Origin of the sequence: Klebsiella sp. R445 (assembly GCF_051131755.1) — a bacterium.
In the GTDB taxonomy this organism is placed as follows: domain Bacteria; phylum Pseudomonadota; class Gammaproteobacteria; order Enterobacterales; family Enterobacteriaceae; genus Klebsiella; species Klebsiella lignicola.
Genome location: NZ_CP180446.1, coordinates 994,940 through 1,013,810, shown reverse-complemented (window position 1 = coordinate 1,013,810; position 18,871 = coordinate 994,940). Strand labels below are relative to the sequence as shown.

Below are 18,871 nucleotides of genomic sequence, written 5' to 3'. Positions count from 1 at the left end.
GGGCACAGGAATCTGTGGTTTTCCGCACATTTGCGTCATTTTGGTTAATGCGTATTATTCTCATTCTCTCTTCGGTCCTCCGGTTAAGGCAGTCATCTACCGGGATCCCTTTATCCATCGATGGAGTTAAGAATGAAATTGTTTTTCAGCCCGCGTCAGGTGCCCCTTGCCGCGGCGATCATCGCCGCCATAAGCCTGACGGCTTGCCAGGCACCGGCCAAAAAAGCAGAAGTGCCTGCCGCCGTAGTGAAGCCAGTCAATACGCAGTTGACTCAGCGTGTACTGGGGGATGGCCTGTATGAACTGGCCTATTCTCCTGCGGAGAAGGCGTTGTATGTAGCCAGTGCTCAGGGCTTTAAAAACGTCAATGGCGGTATGATTTACCGCCTCGATCCCGTGACTCTGGAGACTCAGGCTGAAACCCACACCGATCTGAAAAACTTTGGTATGGCGATGACAGACGACGGTCGCATCTTCTACACCACCAATTCGCTGGACGGCGGCGTGTCGCAAGTTGACGCGCAGAGCGGCAAGGTGCAGAAACGTCTGATGCTGGGGGGCAAGAAAGACAAAGATGGCGATGTGCCAGGTGCACGTGAAATGTTGCTACAGGGGGACGAATTATTCGTGGGTCGCGTAGCCGATCCTGGATTTATCTCGGTGGTGGATACCAAAACGTTCACCTTGAAAACGACCATCAAGAATGCCGGTAAATGGGTGACGGGCTTGATTTACTCCCCGGTAACCGAACGCGTTTATGCCGCTAATGGTGCGGGTGAAATTTTAGTCATTAACCCACGGACCTACAAAATTGAACAGCGCTGGACGGCGGGCGATGGAAAGGAATATCTGTTCCTGAATATGGCGGAAGATCCGTCCACGGGTCGCCTGTTCGTCACCGACGACTCTAAAGGCAAGGCCTCTCTGGTCTTCGACGAGCACACTGGCAAAGTAATCAAACGTCTTCCGGGCGATGCACTGGGTATTAAGTTCAACAGTAAACGTAATGAGATCTATATATCTCAGCGCGAGTCTAAGAAAGTACTGCAGCTTGATGCTACCACCTATGCCGTGAAAAACAGCTGGTCATTCGACACCAATCCGAACAGCTTGCTGGTCTCGGCGGATGGTCAAACGCTGTATGTCTCGCTGAAGCAGGCATTTAATGAAGATAGCTCCACACAGGGCAAAGATAGCGTGGCGCGTATTGCACTTAAGTAAGTGCGACTGAGCGTAGCAGCGCATTGAATTGCGCTGCTTGCGCTAAAACTGCGGTCGTACCCCTGGTTTCGTCTCAGGGGTCGTTGATTGAGTTGATATTACCAGTTTTCCAGCACTCGCCGGCGAACGTCTTCTGGATAACCTTGCTCAAATGATGCATGCAGATGCCGGGTGGCCTGGAGTGTATCGAACACCACTTTGGCCCCTTTACCTGCGACATACTCTGCTTCTTCATAGCACTGTGGCAGACGAATGACGCGTTGATCATCGAACACCACGCGGCGCCCAACCGGGTGGACGCGGGTTGAGAGCGCCCATACCACTTCCCGGAGGTTGGTCGGGTCGAAATCATCATCCACCACGTAGACTTTTGGAATAAAGACCATCGCGTCGGTACGGAACAGCACGTCGCCGATGCGCTGGGACAGTTCGTGACTGGTGACCCCAGGCAAGCGTTCATGCCAGTCCTGCGGCACCACCACCAGCAACCAGTGCACCGTGGAGTCTTCCGGGATCCATGCGGTTTTTATCGGTAGCCCGGCGTCACGCAGATGTGTTAACGCGTCGGCGGCAAGCCCCATCGCCCACAGGGTATGAGACTCATCCGTCGGGCGGCCGGTAATGGACATTGGCCAGATGGGATCGTCCCTATGGGTAATGGTCTCCACGTGGAAGGTTGGCTGCGCCGAAGATCCTTCGCCCAGATAACCGCCATATTCACCATAAGGGCCTTCCTGACAATCCCGGTGGATGGAGACGTGCCCTTCGATAACGATTTCCGCCGTGGCAGGCACGTCCAGGTCAATACTGACGGCTTTCACGACGGGAACCGGTGCGCCAGCCAGCGTGCCGATGTAATCGGCTTCATCAGCATGCGCCGGGATCGGAATGCCCGAGACGCAGGAGATGGCCGGAGCAGGCCCCTGAACCAGCGCATATGGCATTGGTTTGCCTGCGTTTACCCACTCGGTCCAGATCTGCCCAATATGCTGGCTGGGAACAATCAACCCCACCATGCGCTTGCCGTCAACCTTCATCACCCGCGCGATCGACCAGTTAATCCACTTGCCGTCCAGCGATTTAACAATCAGCGTGCCCCAGGTGTTGGCATAGCGACCGCCGTCTTTATCATGGGCAAAGGGGATGGGGAAGCTATCCAGCGTGGCATTATCTCCGCGCAAGATGTTTTGCTGGCAAGGCGCGGCAGCAGAATCAACCCGCACGGGCGGGATGCCAGGCTGGCTGCGTGCCGTCGAGAGCGCCTCAATAATTTCTGGCCCGGTGGATCCCGGAGCCAACCCCAAAGACATGGCGACGCGGGCATAAGGCATATCGGCACGTGAGGAGAGACTGGCCGGGGCGCCAAACAGGCGAAAACCGGGAGCAACGCCGGCCACTTTATGGAATAGGGGCGCCGGAGACTGGATTTCATAACTGCGGCGGGTGATGGCACTGGGTTCGAAATCGCCGTCAACTTCGCGGGTGACATGCATGATGTCGCCCAGGTCATCAAGCGCATCAATAAAACTTCTTAAATCATCATAATACTTCATGCGGCACTCCTCAGGCCGAAAGGGAAGACGAGTGGGGCTGGCCCCAGCGTTTTGTTAAATCGTTATCGAGGCCAAACTGATCCAGAATGCGCGACACGCAGTGATTGATGATGTCATCAGTGGTGGCTGGTTTGTTGTAAAAGGCGGGCATCGGCGGCAGCATCATGGCGCCCATGCGCGTCAGGGCAAGCATGTTCTCCAGATGGATGGCGTTAAGCGGCGATTCGCGCGGAACCAGCACCAGCTTGCGTTGCTCTTTGAGCGTGACGTCCGCTGCCCGGGCAATCAGTCCGTCGCCGTAGCCGCAACGGATGGCGGCCAGCGTTTTCATGCTGCAGGGGACCACAATCATGCCATCGACGCGAAAAGAGCCGCTGGAGATGGCAGCCGCCTGATCGTGTTCACTGTAAGTCTTCGAGGCGAGAGCGATAACGTCCTGTACACTGTAGGGCGTTTCAAGTTGAATCGTGGCACGTGCCCATTTGGAAATGATCAGATGCGTTTCAACGTCGAGCTCCTTGAGCGCGGCCAGAACGCGAATACCAATTGCAGCGCCGGTAGCGCCAGTCATGCCTACGACAAGCTTCATGAGGGTTTCTTTTAATCGAACCTTTGAGTTATAGTTTGAGTTCAAACTGTTTGTGTTCGAACTATAGTTTTATCGTTTTCAGGAGTCAATACAGCCGATGTCAGAAAATCACGATCTCATTGTTGCCGCGCCGCTCTGGCCACACGGAGACAGTTCGCTAATGCATTTGATGCGTCGGGCAGGGCAGCACTCATCGATGTGCTGGACACAGTGCGTCGATACCGGGTTATCTGCGGTGCAGTACGCCATACTGGTGGTATTAGCCGAAGAGGCCACCTGCGATCAGCAAACGCTGGGCAACCGGGCGGGGTTTGATAAAGCGACCGGCACCTATGTGATCGACCGTATGACCAAAAGCGGGTTGCTGGATGTCCAGATCGATCCGCAAAATCGCCGCCGCAAGCTGGTGAGGATGACCGCGAGCGGCGAAGCGATGCTCGCACAGATGATTGAGCAGGCGAAAAGCGCGGAAAAGATGATTACAGCAGGGCTGGATGCGCAGGATATCAGCGATCTGAAACGCCTGCTGAGCAAGCTGGGTGGACTGAAGGAGCATGATGAATGCCTTTGACCCACGTTGAGCCGAAACCAGATTTGACCATCGGCTTTTTGCTGATGCGTCAGTTTACCCTGGCATCCGTTGCCGGGCTGGTGGAGTCTTTGCGTTTTGCAGCGGATGAATCCTTCTCCAGCCGACAGATTTTTTGTCGCTGGGAGTGGATGACCTGCGACGATGGGCCGGTAACGGCCAGCTGCGGACTGCCTGTCTCGCCGACGGCAAAGCTGGATTTCACTAAAGCGTGGGACTACTTCGTGGTGGCGGGTGGGTTGCTCGAAGAGACGCGTAATTCACCAGAGTGGTTATTGCAGGCGCTGCGCGAACTGCATGTGCGAAACATACCTATCATTACCCTGTGCAGCGGGGCGTTTGTGGCGGGAAACGCGGGCCTGCTGGACGGGCGTCGCTGCGCTATTCACTTCACGACCCGCGATGAATTCCGGATGCGCTTTCCCAAAGCTATTCCGGTGATCGATAAGACTTACATCAAAGACGGCGGGATTATCTCTTGTCCCGGCGGCACGGCCATTGACCTCGCGGCGGATCTCATCCGTCAGCACTGTGGGGTGGTGCGCTCCCAAAAAGTGCTTAAATATCTGCTGGTCGATAACGCCACGCAGTCGACCGCCAGGACCCGGCACAACGCCCCGCTCAACGCGCCGGACGTCTATGAAAACGAGCTGATCGGCAAGGTGATTGGGTTTATGCAGCATCACCTTGATTCGCCGATCCCGCTGGGAGAGGTCGCGGATTTCGCGGGTATCACCTTCCGCCAGCTAAACCTGATGTTTACCCGCTGTACCGGCCATTCGGCAGCGGTGTACTGGCGCAGCATGCGCCTCGAACATGCGCGTAAGCTGATGGCGGATTCGAGTAACAGCATCAATGCCATCGCGACCGCTACCGGATTTTCGGACGCTTCACATCTGATTTCATGGTTCCGTAAACAGTATGGCGAAACGCCGAGCGCATTCCGCAAGCGGCGCAGGGAAGTTGAAAAACTGGTGAAGAAATAGAAAAGGGCTGCATCGTGCAGCCCTTGGCGTCTCAGAGACTCTGTCGTTTTGGCATCGTGGCCTGCATAGTCATCTTTTCACGCGGACGATCGTCGTCCAGCGAGGAAGCATCTTCCAGGCTGCGGGCGTTGGTCTCCGGCGCGAGGAACCACGACACCACCAGGCCAAAGAAGGTGATTGCCGCGGCGATATACATCGTCGGGCCGATGCCAATACTTTGCAGAGAAACCGGCACCAGCCAGGTACCGACCGCCGCACCAATTCGCGACAGCGATGTGCCGACGCCCACCGCGCCAGCGCGTATTTCCGTGGGGAAAATTTCGTTTGGATAGACCAGCTGCAACACCTGTGCGCCGCCAATAAACAGCGCGTACAGCCCGAACATCAGCAGGATCGCCGCAGACGGCCCATCGCGCAGCAAACCTAACAGCAGCAGCGCCAGCCCCGACCACAGGAAGCTATGCAGCAAGAGTTTACGACGCCCCAGAGTATTCACCAGGCGGGTGGCAATGATGCAGCCCACCACGAACAGCAGGGTGATGGCCACCGACCCGTAGGAGGCCCAGCCGCCGGTCAGGTGCAGTGCATCCAGAACCTTTGGTGCAAACGCGTAGACGGCAAACACCGGAATGACGGAGCAGGTCCAGAAGATTGTGACGAACGCCATACGCTTGCCGTAGCCGGAGTGGAGCAGGTTGGCGAAAGAGAGATTCTTGCTTTCAGCCTGCGCTGGTAAGTTGTCCAGGCCAAACTCAGGGCCATAAACGCGGCGAATAACCGCTTCGGCCTCGGCGTGCCGGCCTTTGCTTATCAGCCAGCGAGGGGACTCCGGGGTGCCCATGCGCACAATGAACAGCAGGGCACCAATGATGGCAGTGCTGGCCAGGGTCAGGCGCCAGGCATCAGGGCCGCCAAAATTCAGCAGCGCTTCACCGATCAGATAAGCTGCGGCTGCACCTGCGAACCATAAGATGGTCAGCGTAGCGAGACACGGCCCGCGATTTTTCTTCGGCAGAAACTCTACCAGGAAGGCGGTGGCGACCGGGTATTCAATCCCCACGGCAACCCCGTTCATAAAGCGCAGGGCAAACAGCATTTCGCCACTTTGTACCCAGTATTGTGCCACGGAGCAGACGACGAACAGCGTCGGGCCAACGAAATAGAGAACGCGGCGTCCAAGGCGGTCAGTCAGAGCGCCGCCAATAAAGCCACCAAAGAAGATGCCGATCAACGCCGAAGCGGCAATCAGACCTTCCCAGAAAGCGTTGAGGCCTAGGGCAGGGGAGACTTTCATCATCGCAATGCCGATGATGCTCAGCACATAGCCATCAACAAAGGATCCCCCGCCTGAACGCACGGTCAGCAACCGATGGAAGCGGTTAAGTGGAACGTCTTCTACAGAAATAGTATTTGACATGGTTACTCCTGTCTTTCCCCGATGACGTTGAATTAACTGTGGTAACAAGCCTTATTTACGATGGAGGCGTATTACAGACACGCGAAACCGGTGCCGTTAATCAAACGATCGCAGAATAAATGTAGGTCAGGTAAAAAAGTTAAAATGTTATCCAGCGCAGAGATAGCGATTTGGATAAATCAATAAATAGTCATTTCTGGCAATTCATGGCAAATACTCCTCCGGTGCAGGATAGTCGGATAAGATGTTTTTTATTATCGGGTGCTTACTTACTTTCAGTTACTACAGGTTCATTTTTTGGCGCCACGCTGCGGGTAGACCACCAGCAGATTAACGAGCCCAGGCTCACCATGGCGGTGCCCTGCCAGAACGCGAGGGTCAGCTGTGAATTCAGCATAAATGCGGCCAGTACCGCCGAGATGATCGGGATGAAGTACGAGGCGGCAGCCAGCACGGTCACATTTCCGTGTAAAATCCCGACGTTCCAGGCCGCGTAACCAAAGCCCATCGCGATGGCGGCCAGCACCAGGCTAAGCCCCGCGTGCCAGGAAAGCACAAACTCCGGTTGCGGTGATAACAGATATTTCAGCCATAATGTCAGGGCGGTTAAAATAAAGAACAGGGTAATGCCGTTATTACCGTTGGCGATAATTTTGGTTACCACACAATATATTGCCCAAATAATCGCGCCGCTAAAGGCCAGGCCGTAGCTGAGCGGGTTTTCCATAATGTTGCTGGTCATTTCACTGAACGCGAAGCCTTTATCGCCGCCCAATACCAGGCATATTCCGGCAACAGCTAAAATAACCCCCAGAATAATGAGCGGGCTGGTCTTTTGGCGATTCACGATAACCGCCAGTAAAATGGTCATGCTCGGCCAGAGATAGTTAACCATTCCGACCTCGATGGCCTGGCGGCCCGAGTGGGTGAAGCCCAGCGAGAGCGACAGACAGAGCTCGTAGCACACAAACAGGATGCTGCCGACGATCAGGTAGAGTGGCGGAAACTGCCGCAGTTTCGGAAAGCCAATGGTGAACAGCAGCAGAATGGCGCTACAGGTGTAGATCAACGCCGCGCCTCCCACCGGGCCAAAACCCTCGCTCACACTTTTAATCAACCCAACGATCGCGCTCCACAGGAGGACAGCTATGAGTCCGGTGAGCGTCGCTTTCTTCTGGGGCATACCCTGTACCTCTGTTTACATTAGCTTCACAACCGGGTCGTCCGATGTGGAGTTCTGTTAATGGCCGGTTAAATCCTGCCTTAAAACTATGCCTCCAGATGAACGCTGTAAATACGTTCTGATGAGCAATAATACCGGAATGTGATCGCTATCTGAAATCATGTAGAAAATAACTACGGTGAAAATATATTTATAATTCATTGATAAATAACAATTAAAATTATATCTCTCGTATAAACATCCTACTTTTTGGTATTTACGTTGTATTTTCTATGTATACAAAAAATATTCAACCATTGACCTCTTTCACAACCACGTGCAAATTTTTAACAAACGCAGCCTGGTGGGCTGCTGAACAGACTGTCATGGTCGTGAATTCCCCCTGGAGGTTATCGTGTTGACATTTGAAGGTATCTACACCCCGGCAATTACCCCTTACGCAGCCGATGGCAGCATTGATTTCACTCGTTTTTCCGAGGTACTGGAGTCGCTGATTGAAGGCCGCGTACACGGCATCATCATTGGTGGTTCGACCGGTGAATACTACGCTCAGAGCCCGGCAGAGCGTAAGGCGCTGGCCGAGCACGCACGTCAGGTCATTGGCAACCGTCTGCCGCTGATTGTCGGCACCGGCGCCATCCGCACCGAAGATGCGGTGGATTACGCAAAGCATGCCCGGGAAATTAAAGCCGATGCGATTCTGGTTACCTCTCCGCCCTACGCGTTGCCGACCGAACTGGAAAACGCCCATCATGCGCTGACGGTCGATAAAGCCGCGCAGCTGCCGATCATGCTGTACAACTACCCGGGCCGCATGGGCATCACCATGGGGGAGACCTACTTCCGCGAAGTGAGCCGCTCGTCCAACATCGTGGCCATCAAAGAGAGCTCAGGGGATTTCAATAACCTGCACCTGCTGGCCTGCAAATTCCCGAACATTGCGCTCTCCTGCGGCTGGGACGACCAGGCGCTGGAGTTCTTTGCATGGGGCGCGCGCAGTTGGGTATGTGCCGGCTCCAACTTTATTCCACGTGAACACGTGGCGCTGTATGAAGCTTGCGTGGTGGAAAAAGACTTCGAAAAAGGGCGCAAGATCATGGCTGCCATGATGCCGCTGATGAACTTCCTCGACGGGGGCAAGTTTGTGCAGTCCATCCGTTACGGCTGCGAGCTGAACGGCCTGAATTCCGGTCAGGTCCGCGCCCCGCTGCAAAACCTCGATGAAGACGAGAAAGCGCAGCTGAAAGCGGTGATTGCCGATGTGAAACGGAACGTGGCTGCGGTCACGGTGGTGTAAGGGGGCAGAATGAAACAGCTTCAGACCCTTAATGACGTCACGCGCCTTGCGCATGATCTTCCGCTTCCAGACAAGGCGTTTATCAACGGCCGTTTTGCCGCCGCGCGTTCCGGTAACACGCTGACGACGCACAATCCGGCGACCGGTGAGGCCATCGTCAATATTGCAGCCTGTGATATTGACGACGTTAACGCGGCGGTAAGCGCCGCAAGAACGACCTTTGAGGCCGGTAGCTGGAGCAAGCTGGCGCCGGGCGAGCGTAAGTCCGTGCTGCTTAAGCTGGCTGCGCTGATGGAACAGGAGCTTGAGTCGCTGGCGGTGCTGGAAAGCCTCGACAGCGGTAAACCGGTTAGCGAGTGTCTGGCCGTGGACGTGCCGGAGACTATCCATGTGCTGAAGTGGCATGCGGAAGCGATCGACAAGCTTTACGATCACACGGCGCCGGCCGGTAACGCCATGGCGCTGGTGGTGCGTGAGCCAATCGGCGTGGTGGGCTGCGTCCTGCCCTGGAACTTCCCGCTGTTGATGCTTGCCTGGAAAATTGGTCCGGCGCTGGCGGCAGGCTGTTCGGTGGTGGTGAAACCGGCTGAGCAGACCTCTCTGACCTCGCTGAGGGTGGCGGAGCTGGCGTTTGAGGCAGGCGTGCCGGCGGGCGTGCTGAATATTGTCACCGGTACCGGGCAAGCGGTGGGCGAGCCGATAGGTTTGCATGCCGATATCGATATGGTGAGCTTTACCGGCTCCACGGCAACCGGACGTCGTTTCCTGCATTATGCGGCGGAGTCCAATCTTAAAAAGGTGGTGCTGGAGTGCGGTGGCAAAAACCCGGCGCTGGTCTTTAATGATGCCGATGATATTGCTGCGGTAGCCGGACACGTGCTTAACGGCGCATTCTGGAACATGGGCGAGAACTGTTCTGCCACCTCGCGCCTGCTGGTACAGGAAGAGATAAAAGATGCGCTGCTGGCGGAGATGGCGAAGCAGATAGGCGGCTGGACGATGGGCAACCCGCTCGATCCGCACAACCGGCTTGGCACGATGGTCTCCCCGGAACACTTCAGTAAGGTGAGCAGTTACCTCGACACGGCGCGTCAGGAAGGCTTGCGCGTACTGCATGGCGGTGACACGGAGCAGGGTGCTTACGTGCAGCCGACGGTAATCGACGGTGTAACCCCTGAAAGCGCTCTGTTCAGGGAGGAGATTTTTGGACCGGTGCTGTGTGTGACCACCTTTAAAACCGAAGCCGAAGCCATTGCGCTGGCGAATGACACGCCGTATGGCCTGGCTGCGTCGGTCTATACCAGCAAGCTCAATCGCGCGATCCGCGTATCCCGTGCGATTCGCGCCGGAACGGTAACCGTGAACTGCTTTGGTGAAGGGGATGCCACCACGCCTTTTGGCGGCTATAAGCAGTCCGGCTTTGGTGGGCGTGATAAATCGGTGTTTGCCCTCGATCAGTACACCGAACTGAAGACCATCTGGATTGATGTTGCAGAAAACGACGCCTGAAGCCCTATTAAACGGCCTGGAAGCGAGAATGCCTTTCTGATTCTGTCTTCTGGTGGCGGCTAGCCTTAAGAGAACGCAGGGACGCATCTTCTCTCACCGGCAGAACGCCGCCTTTTTTCACCCGCGTGCCTGCAGTGAAATAGGCAGAACGTGATCCCGGCGGTGGATAATTTTTGCTGTAACGCCCCTTTATCTGTAGGTTAAGCAGCATAACAGGTTGATATTCAGGAGGCGGGAATGGGAACGGGGAAGGCAGCGCTGTATGAGGATCTCAAGCGGCACATCTTAACGATGGAACTCGATCCGGATGAGCTGCTGGATGAAGCCAGCCTGACCGCGCAATACGGCCTGTCACGCACGCCGGTGCGCGAAGTATTTCAGCGCCTGGCGGGTGAAGGCTATCTTGAGATTGTCGAAAAGCGCGGCGTTCGCGTTATCCCCATGAGCCATGCGACGCTGCGTAACTTTTTCCTGGTGGCGCCGATGATCTACGCGGCCACCGGACGTCTTGCGGTACAACACTACAAGCCGGCGCAGTTAAAGGCGCTGAAAGAGACGCAAAAGCGCTTTCGCAAAGCGGTACACAGCCATGATGCAGAAGCGCTGGCGCTGGAGAACAACCGCTTTCACGAAATCATGGGCGAGATGGCGGCCAACCCCTATCTGCAGCCGAGCCTTGGGCGTTTGCTGATTGACCATTGCCGCATAGGTCATACTTTTTTCCGACCGCGGAATGAGGATATGGAGCGACGTCTGCAGCTTTCTGCCGATCATCACGATGCTTTTATTACCGCACTGGAGGCGCGCGATGAGCAGGCCGTGGTGGATTTAGTGTTTGAACACTGGGAGCTGTCGCGGGAAAACATGGAGATGTTTATTGCCCCTCAGGGATTGAAAGCCGATGAGCGTGTGCAGTCCCCTGAGTAACCCCACGTAAAGACCAGCCTGCAGGCATCCGCCTGTGGGATTTAACGGTACCAGAAACAGCTATATCGCCGCACGTACGGGGGCTTTCGCACGTCTGAATTCACCTTGATTTAACTAAATTTATACTTGTTGTATACATGAGATATACATCACGTATTCATTTTTTTAGCCTGGCTAACATAATCTCAGCCTCGCATTTCAAGCGAACAAGCAAACATGACAGCGTACCGGAGTAATTAACGTGCAAAAGATCACCTCTCTTCCTGCCGATGACGCCCTGCCAGGGTGGTATCACACCAGTCCATCGCGCACCCCGCGTCCTGCCCATGTTGGGCAAAAGCATGCGCGTTGGGCAATCGTTGGTGCCGGGTTAACCGGGCTTGCTGCGGCGCGTCAGATGGCGCTTAACTTCCCTGATGATGAAATCGTGTTGATTGAAGCGCAGGAGGTGGGGTTTGGTCCTTCCGGGCGTAACGCGGGTTTTGCTATCGACGTGCCGCATGACATTGGCGCGAAGGACTACATTGGTGATGTGAAAACCGCCAACCTGATACTCAAGCTCAACACCCTGGGGCAGGACTACCTGCGCGCTATCGTGAAGGAGCAGGGGATCGCCTGTCAGATGTCCGAGTCCGGAAAATACCAGGCAGCGGTGGGCGAGCAGGGCGTGGCGATTCTGGAGGCCTATCGCCGTGGACTGGAGAAGATTGGCCGTGAAACGCAGATGATTGCAGGCAGAGATCTCCCGGAACATATCGGTACCTCGTACTATAAACAGGCGCTCTATATTCCGGGGACCATTCTGCTCCAGCCGTCTGCGCTGGTAAAAGGGCTGGCAAACAGTCTGCCTTCGAACGTGACGCTCTACGAACATACGCCGATCGCTTCCATTGATTACGGCGATAAGATCACGCTGGTGCATGATAACGGCAGCATCACGGCAGATAAGCTGATCCTGGCGAATAACGCCTTTGCATCGCACTTTGGCTTCCTGCGCGGACGACTGTTGCCCACCTTCCTGTACGGCAGCCTGACCCGTCCGCTGACGACCGACGAGCAATCCTTGCTGGGCGGCAAGCCAGTGTGGGGCGTGATCCCGGCTCATCCGTTTGGCAGCACCGTGCGCCGCACGATGGATAACCGAATTCTGATGCGTAATAGCTTTAGCTTCCACCCGGATGGCCGCCCGCGGGAGCATCATCTGAAGAATTTTATTGCCCGGCACCGTAAATCCTTTGAGCGGCGCTTCCCCACGCTTAATCAGGTCGATTTTGAATACTCCTGGAGCGGGGCCATTTGTCTGTCAGAAAATCATGAAGGCTTCTTTGGCCAGCTGGCCCACAACGTCTACGGCGCACTGTGCTGTAACGGCCTGGGGATCACGCGCGGCACGGCCACGGGCAAACTGCTGGCGGATATGATTGCGGGCGAAAACAATGAATTAATTCATTTTCTCAAGTCATCTCCAGGGCCAAATAAAACGCCGCCGGAGCCGTTTTTGTCGATTGGCGTCAATTCGGTGCTGAAATGGGGACAATACAGAGCAGGGCTTGAGGTATAGCCTTTACCTCATTGATAAAACAATGGGTTATGCGCTAACAGGGTTGCTGAAGCAACCCTGAAAATCCATACTCCAGGTAACGGTCTCAAAATGGGAACGCACACAAGCCGGTAAACATCGTGTTTATCCTGAACGATATTACCGGTGTTGATCTTCGATGAGCGCAACTTCAAACCACAGACCTGGCATCATTTTTTCCAGGCCGTCGGTCAGCATCATCCCGGCTTCGTGAAGCTTCTCCAGCGGCATCTGTGGCAGACTCTCCAGAATGAACCACATTTGCTGAGCTTCCATACTTAAGCGAGTTCTGATTCCCTGTCGCCAGTTCCAGCGACGGCAGGTGACGCCTGCATCATCGCACCAGATAACTTCATCTTGTGAAGGATATTCAACGGCGGTTTCACCCGCTTTTACCGTATCAAAAGGCTCAGTGCCTTTTGCCACAACCAGGCGTGGTGACCCTTGATAGGCTGCAATGTTTTCGCCGCCAACCGGAACGGCGTAGCGGAGGCTAACAGCGTTATAAAGATCAACGATTGGATCGAGCGCTGGCATTGTACCGTCGCGTAATACGCGCTTACGTAACGCATCAGCTGAACAAGGAGTGCGTTTGGGTTTAGCTCCAAACTGTTGGAAAACCTCAGCCCATGCGGCCAGATGAGATTCCGCCCATTCAGGTTCATCGGCCAGAACGGCTTCACATGCTTCCCGCAACGCTGTTTCTCCAGTATCAGGGTTCTGCACCGGCGCGGCTTTGACGGAGATACTGAGTGCCCGGAAGCCGGGGGCGATACGATAAATTTCTGGGGCAATTGACGGAGATACTGTTAACACGGGATAATCCTGTAATGACCAATTTAATACATGATAATGACCGATGACCAAAAAAGTCAATTTAATGACCGAGGCTGATTCGATTGTCAGCACCGTGAATGAAGCGGTGTCTCAGCGGATAAAGTTGTATCGTAAGCAAAAGAAAATATCACTCGATGAACTGTCCCGTAGGGCGGGCGTCAGCAAGGGAGCGCTGGTTGAGATTGAGGGGTGCCGGGCGAACCCCAGCATTGCTCTGTTATGCCGCCTGGCTGCTGCAATGGGGGTTTCAGTGGCTGATTTTGTGGATGTCAGTTCAAAACCGACAGTGCATCTCATTGCTGAAGATGAGATCCCTGAATTGTGGAAAGGCGAAAAAGGCGGGAGAGCAAGGCTGCTCGCAGGGTCTGGTGGTCCCGATATGACAGAGCTCTGGATGTGGGAAATGCAACCAGGGGAAAAATTTGCTTCACCCGGCCACACGGAAGGGACGCTTGAATTATTTTACGTACAAACGGGCACGCTCACACTTGGTGTTCAGGATCACCTGTATCTGGTGAAGACCGGTTGTTCGGCAACGGCCAGAACGGATGTTCCTCATTTCTATGAAAACCGAGGGGAGAGCCCATTGGTTTTCATCATGACAGTAAATGAAAAGGCGTCCTGAGTGTTACCCAATATAGCGTTCAGCCCTAGCCAGTAGGGCTGTCTCATCACAAGCAAGCCCAGAAGGATATTTTCAGTGAATAATCAGCATCTGAGTTTTACAAAAGATAAATTTACTGTCACAACCGATCCCTCTTTTTTCCAGTTGGAAGCCATTCAAGATTATCTCTCGCAATCCTCCTGGGCTCCTGGGATTGATATCGATACGGTCAGGTTATCAGTCCAGAACAGCCTTTGTTTTGCGCTTCTGGATGGAACCAGACAAATCGGTTTCGCCCGTCTGGTCACGGACTATGCCACTTTTGGCTATCTGTGTGACGTCTATGTGCTGAACGATTATCAAAAGGGTGGCCTTGGCCGTTGGCTGATTGAATGCTGTCATGCTCACCCATTGATGTCACGTTTGCGACGGATAATGCTGGTAACCGACAGCGCGCCCTGGTTATACCAGAAGCTAGGGTATAGCCCATTGAACAGGACAGATTTTGTCTGGCAGGTCAATCGACCAGACATTTATCGTAACTAATTCTTTTGAAAAGAATTATTGTAAGAGAGTAGTGCAAAATGTTAGTCCGTAGGGCAAGAACCTCTGACGTAGAGGCGAACATTGTGACCTCTGCTTTTGGCGCACAGCTGTCCGTTGCAAGGAGCGGAAGTTGGACGCATTGTATTTGACGTCTGATGGCCGTAAAAATTTAGCGCCTTGAGCCTGGACTCATTCAAACCTGAACACTTGTGCAATTGCCCCGGCCTGTATATTCTCATCTTGGGTCCGTGCTGCCTGCCGCTCGCTTCCTAGGTGGAAAAGGTGAAAGCATGTTCGTCCTCAACCTCATTGATTTTACTACTCTTGACGGTCGGGATTTGGTAATGCGAGCACCATTAATTCCTGACGACAGGAGAAAGTATGTTATCAATCGAGCAGGCCAGGCAGATGGCTGCAAAGTTAAAAAACTCTCTTGAGTTGCGCGATCATAAGATTTCTTATTCCGCTGCACTCGAAACTGTTTCACACCAGCTAGGCTACAAGGACTGGAACACAGCTGCGGCAGCGTTACGTCCACAAATTCCTCAGTCTCAAATTCATTTCATTAAGCCTATCCCCATCTTACGAATGTTCGATGAGCGAAAAGCGCGGGAGTTCTATCTCGGGTTTCTGTCATTCAGCGTTGAATTTGAACATCGGTTCGAGCCCAACTTACCTTTGTATCTGGGCATTGTCCGGGAGGGTTTGCAGTTGCACCTGTCTGAACATCACGGTGACGCCAGCCCGGGAGCAACGATATTTATACCTATGCAGAATATTGAGTTGTTCAGAAACGAACTACATGGAAAACAATATGGCTACGGTCGCCCGGAAATAGTGAAGCAAGACTGGGGAGATACTTTGGAAGTGTATGACCCGTTTGGTAATCGGCTGCGCTTCTGTCAAAGCTAATTTACTCTTCTCAATGCTAAGGGGATTGCCATAGGCATTTCCCCTTGTTTTCATATGCACGAAACGTCCGCTCCTGGCGCGAAGCTGCCGCGATGTCCGTTCCCCGTTAGAATTTTTGAAATCAAGCAGGGTGATAATATGAAGGCGACAACCCTGTAACGCGGCGGAACATGGTTGCGAAAGAGGATGCATTATCGTATCCAAGGGACAAAGCCACTTCGTTCACGGGTTTGCCTGTTATCAGCAATGCTAGCGCACTAACCACACAGGCTCGCTGGCGCCAGGCTGAAAACGACAGGCCCATTTGCTGCAGAAAATGACGGCGAAAGGTACTGGCGCTCATAAAAAGCGCACTGGCCCAGCGCTCAGCAGGATCATGGATAGAGGGGGTGAGTAAAAACGCCTGACAAAGTGCCCGTAGCGCCGGATGCTGTGGCAGCGGAATATTGAATTCGCGAGCCGGCATTGCCGCCAGTTCCAGTAACATCAGATTTATCAGAACACAGTCGCGTGCGCTGTTATACAGCGGCGGCAGATCCACTGCCTCAAGTAATAACTGACGTAACAATCGCGATATGCTGATCACTTCACAGCGACGATGTTTAACCAAAGCTCTCACGCAATCTGGTTCAATATACACGCTACGTGTGGTCACCCCCACAAATCTGACGGCGTGCATTGTTTCGGGGGGGATCCACACAGCATGTTGTGGAGGAACAACCCACTCTCCGTCCTGAGTTGTTACATACATCAATCCGGTAGCGCCATACAGTAGCTGCGCGCGGCGATGTTGGTGTTGTGGCAGTATAAATCCCTGCTCATAGTCATTGCCTAACGCCACCACATCACGATCGAGCGAATCGACATCTTCAATTTTTACGTTGCGCATACCCGTCTCCGTTTGACCGATTTACAAAGGTAATTGAGCGCTGCGCAAATGGGAAGCAGTGTGCTACCGGTATAAGCTGCTGGCTCATTTTCAGGTCGGGGATATTCTCTTGAACGATATCGTAATTATTGCACTGGCAGGTTTTACTACCGGTATTACCACTGTACTTTTTGGCTTTGGGGGCGGTTTTGTCGTGGTACCATTTGTTTATCAACTGATGCTGCGGCAGCCTGAACTTACAGGAAATGCCATGCATATCGCGATTGCTACGTCAACGGCGGTGATGATATTTAACGCTAGCTGGGTCAGCTATCAAAACTGGCGCGGCGGCAAGCTTTCAGCCCAGACGTTGTTTCCATTGTTATGGTTTATCGCCATCGGGGCTGTTGTGGGTTCCTGTCTGGCGGGAATGTTTAGCGAGAATATCGTTCGGGCTCTGTTCATTCTCTACATGCTGGTAACAATCAGCGATTGTTTGTTGCGTAAGGGTTTCTTTTGCGTTAGTTCTCCGCGTCCTTTGTCACTTCCTATGGTAACGGGAGGCGGTGTAATCATCGGTATGATAGCCGCATTGCTTGGCGTGGGCGGCAGCGTTATGACGGTGCCAATGTTGCGGCGACACGGCTATGCAATGCACGAGTGTGTTAGCGCTTCTAACCCGCTTTCTTTGCCTGTTGCGCTGTGTGGTAGCGTGACATATGCAGTCATTGGTTGGCAAAGTATTCCGGTGAGCGGATTTCTCGGTTTTATCAGCCTGAAAATTTTAGGTCTGTTGGTACTGACGGGCTGGGCCGGGATAGTTTTTAGCCGCCGGGCTATACCTGTTGTACCTGATATATGGCACGCACGAATCTATGTACTCCTACTGTGCCTGGTACTCCTGGCAATGCTAAGCCATTAAAATCTATACATCGTGGCTATCCTTGCGCTCAATATTAAATCAGTACTAACGTCCGCTCCTGGCACAGAGCGGACAAGCTAACTGGACTGAAGGTCCGTTGAGAGCGAGGAGCAGAAGTTGACCGCGGCCAGATGACTAGTTAAGTCGTAGCGATTCAACTCAGGGCAAATCAGCCTCAGAACACATTATCCTGATTCCGAGGCTTTTCTTGCCAGCTCTGGGTCTATTTGACTGTAACGTCCTTGATCTGACCGTTACTGCAGGAGAATGTTTTATCCCGGGGCTGAGGCAGTTTGTTGGCCCGCCTTGCTGATAAGTACAAATATTTAATTTCACATAAGAGTTTTCCTGATACGAACTTCCTGGATGAAAAGCGTAATGGACGCCACTATGATAATGGAAAAAAATACGATTTTAGGAAGATCGTAATTGAACACCGTGGTGAACTTGTCATTGTTATATAGATGGTTGTTCCTGTAAGAGAACGTTTCGTAGATATTACCCCAAATTTCGAGTGCAGATCCGACAGATAAAACAATAAATAAAAATGAGCAGTTAACTCTTATGCTTTTTCGTTTCCTTCTTCTTTTGAAAAATAAAGCAGTGATGATTATCGGCACAGCAAAGGCGATTAAGTCCTTGAAGCTGAAAGTATATATAATTTCCATATCTAAAATCCTTTAATGTACTACTTGGAAAAGTAGGGCGGTTTTCGAACGTCACATCACAAAAAAAAGACCACGAAACCACAAAGGTCAGAGTGCTCGCTATGAGTACTACTGCTATGCCTACATCGTTATACCTCTTTACGGCATATCGTCAACTCGCGTACTTTGGGGAGGCGGGTTAAGGTATGCTTTCGCCAGTGCTCAAATACTGACTGATATGAGTTTTAAGTGGACTTGTCATGATTGCGGGCTAAAAGGTAGGAATTATGATTGCTTGAGTAAAGCCGTGAATTTCTGTTTCTTGCACGGAGCGGACAAGTTATCGAGTTGAAGGTCCGTTGTGCGAAGAGCTGACATTGAGTAATCCTTTCCTGGCCCAGCGTTTTATGTTTTCCTTGGCTTAGGCAACGGAACAAGGAAAACACCGTGAAAATCTACTGGACCCTAAAAAGTATTACTGAACTAAAAGACCTATCTTTTTGGGAGCGCGGAAGACGGTGGCGGAATGCGTATAAATCGGCCTTCCGGCACTGGCAGACCTGGGGGGGCCTCGTCCTCTGCGGGGCCTTCAGCGGCGCGGGAGCGCACTTTGGCGGTATGGCCGGCACAGTAATACTTGCTGGGCTGGGAGGCTTTATTTACGGGCAGATCGTTACACACGTTG

General features: G+C 53.3%; 17 protein-coding genes. 11 read left to right on the top strand and 6 right to left on the bottom strand.

The window, feature by feature from the left end:
- Nucleotides 1-132: 132 nt before the first annotated feature.
- Nucleotides 133-1,221 carry a YncE family protein gene (locus tag ACMYSN_RS04745; protein WP_462497210.1) on the top strand — a complete coding sequence of 363 codons (1,089 nt, stop codon included), beginning with the start codon at nucleotides 133-135 and terminating at the stop codon, nucleotides 1,219-1,221.
- A gap of 98 nt (nucleotides 1,222-1,319) precedes the next feature.
- On the opposite strand, the gene ACMYSN_RS04740 is transcribed toward ACMYSN_RS04745, so the two are convergent.
- Nucleotides 1,320-2,774, bottom strand: coding sequence for a UbiD family decarboxylase (locus ACMYSN_RS04740; protein ID WP_462497209.1), 1,455 nt, complete (start codon nucleotides 2,772-2,774; stop codon nucleotides 1,320-1,322).
- 10 nt (nucleotides 2,775-2,784) lie between these two features.
- A complete protein-coding gene (locus ACMYSN_RS04735; RefSeq protein ID WP_462497208.1) occupies nucleotides 2,785-3,363 on the bottom strand; it encodes a non-oxidative hydroxyarylic acid decarboxylases subunit B in 579 nt (192 codons plus the stop codon).
- 97 nt (nucleotides 3,364-3,460) lie between these two features.
- Between ACMYSN_RS04735 and ACMYSN_RS04730 the strand changes: the two genes are divergently transcribed.
- Together ACMYSN_RS04730 and ACMYSN_RS04725 are read left to right on the top strand one after the other, a co-directional pair.
- Entirely contained in the window at nucleotides 3,461-3,934 is a 474-nt protein-coding gene (locus tag ACMYSN_RS04730) for a MarR family winged helix-turn-helix transcriptional regulator (protein WP_462497207.1), read from the top strand.
- On the top strand, nucleotides 3,925-4,938 hold the full coding sequence (locus tag ACMYSN_RS04725; protein WP_462497206.1) for a GlxA family transcriptional regulator: 1,014 nt from the start codon (nucleotides 3,925-3,927) through the stop codon (nucleotides 4,936-4,938). Before ACMYSN_RS04730 ends, ACMYSN_RS04725 begins: the two co-directional genes overlap by 10 nt.
- Before the next feature lie 31 nt (nucleotides 4,939-4,969).
- On the opposite strand, the gene ACMYSN_RS04720 is transcribed toward ACMYSN_RS04725, so the two are convergent.
- On the bottom strand, nucleotides 4,970-6,355 hold the full coding sequence (locus tag ACMYSN_RS04720) for an MFS transporter (protein ID WP_462497205.1): 1,386 nt from the start codon (nucleotides 6,353-6,355) through the stop codon (nucleotides 4,970-4,972).
- Nucleotides 6,356-6,620: 265 nt separating this feature from the next.
- On the bottom strand, nucleotides 6,621-7,538 hold the full coding sequence (gene yddG / locus ACMYSN_RS04715) for a drug/metabolite transporter permease (RefSeq protein ID WP_462497204.1): 918 nt from the start codon (nucleotides 7,536-7,538) through the stop codon (nucleotides 6,621-6,623).
- Nucleotides 7,539-7,932: 394 nt separating this feature from the next.
- Here yddG and ACMYSN_RS04710 point away from each other — a divergent pair, with 394 nt between their 5' ends.
- From ACMYSN_RS04710 to ACMYSN_RS04695, 4 genes are all read left to right on the top strand, one after another.
- Nucleotides 7,933-8,835, top strand: coding sequence for a dihydrodipicolinate synthase family protein (locus ACMYSN_RS04710; protein ID WP_462497203.1), 903 nt, complete (start codon nucleotides 7,933-7,935; stop codon nucleotides 8,833-8,835).
- Between the two features lie 9 nt (nucleotides 8,836-8,844).
- Nucleotides 8,845-10,344 carry an aldehyde dehydrogenase gene (locus ACMYSN_RS04705; protein ID WP_462497202.1) on the top strand — a complete coding sequence of 500 codons (1,500 nt, stop codon included), beginning with the start codon at nucleotides 8,845-8,847 and terminating at the stop codon, nucleotides 10,342-10,344.
- 237 nt (nucleotides 10,345-10,581) lie between these two features.
- Entirely contained in the window at nucleotides 10,582-11,271 is a 690-nt protein-coding gene (locus ACMYSN_RS04700) for a GntR family transcriptional regulator (protein ID WP_462497201.1), read from the top strand.
- 241 nt (nucleotides 11,272-11,512) lie between these two features.
- Nucleotides 11,513-12,832, top strand: a complete 1,320-nt coding sequence (locus tag ACMYSN_RS04695; protein WP_462497200.1) for an NAD(P)/FAD-dependent oxidoreductase — start codon at nucleotides 11,513-11,515, stop codon at nucleotides 12,830-12,832.
- A 138-nt stretch (nucleotides 12,833-12,970) separates the two neighbouring features.
- Here the strand turns inward: ACMYSN_RS04695 and ACMYSN_RS04690 are convergent, their stop codons facing one another.
- Nucleotides 12,971-13,666 (bottom strand): B3/B4 domain-containing protein, encoded by a 696-nt coding sequence (locus ACMYSN_RS04690; protein WP_462497199.1) that lies wholly within the window; start codon nucleotides 13,664-13,666, stop codon nucleotides 12,971-12,973.
- 43 nt (nucleotides 13,667-13,709) lie between these two features.
- Between ACMYSN_RS04690 and ACMYSN_RS04685 the strand changes: the two genes are divergently transcribed.
- The 3 genes from ACMYSN_RS04685 to ACMYSN_RS04675 all read left to right on the top strand — a co-directional run bounded on the left by ACMYSN_RS04685 (nucleotide 13,710) and on the right by ACMYSN_RS04675 (nucleotide 15,749).
- Nucleotides 13,710-14,312 (top strand): helix-turn-helix domain-containing protein, encoded by a 603-nt coding sequence (locus ACMYSN_RS04685; protein WP_462497198.1) that lies wholly within the window; start codon nucleotides 13,710-13,712, stop codon nucleotides 14,310-14,312.
- Between the two features lie 75 nt (nucleotides 14,313-14,387).
- Complete coding sequence (locus ACMYSN_RS04680; protein WP_462497197.1) at nucleotides 14,388-14,837, top strand: GNAT family N-acetyltransferase; 450 nt, start codon at nucleotides 14,388-14,390, stop codon at nucleotides 14,835-14,837.
- Between the two features lie 381 nt (nucleotides 14,838-15,218).
- Nucleotides 15,219-15,749 (top strand): glyoxalase superfamily protein, encoded by a 531-nt coding sequence (locus ACMYSN_RS04675; protein ID WP_462497196.1) that lies wholly within the window; start codon nucleotides 15,219-15,221, stop codon nucleotides 15,747-15,749.
- Between the two features lie 121 nt (nucleotides 15,750-15,870).
- Here the strand turns inward: ACMYSN_RS04675 and ACMYSN_RS04670 are convergent, their stop codons facing one another.
- On the bottom strand, nucleotides 15,871-16,638 hold the full coding sequence (locus ACMYSN_RS04670) for an AraC family transcriptional regulator (protein WP_462497195.1): 768 nt from the start codon (nucleotides 16,636-16,638) through the stop codon (nucleotides 15,871-15,873).
- Between the two features lie 109 nt (nucleotides 16,639-16,747).
- On the opposite strand from ACMYSN_RS04670, the gene ACMYSN_RS04665 reads away from it, so the two are divergent.
- Nucleotides 16,748-17,539 (top strand): sulfite exporter TauE/SafE family protein, encoded by a 792-nt coding sequence (locus tag ACMYSN_RS04665; RefSeq protein ID WP_462497194.1) that lies wholly within the window; start codon nucleotides 16,748-16,750, stop codon nucleotides 17,537-17,539.
- Nucleotides 17,540-18,871: the final 1,332 nt, after the last annotated feature.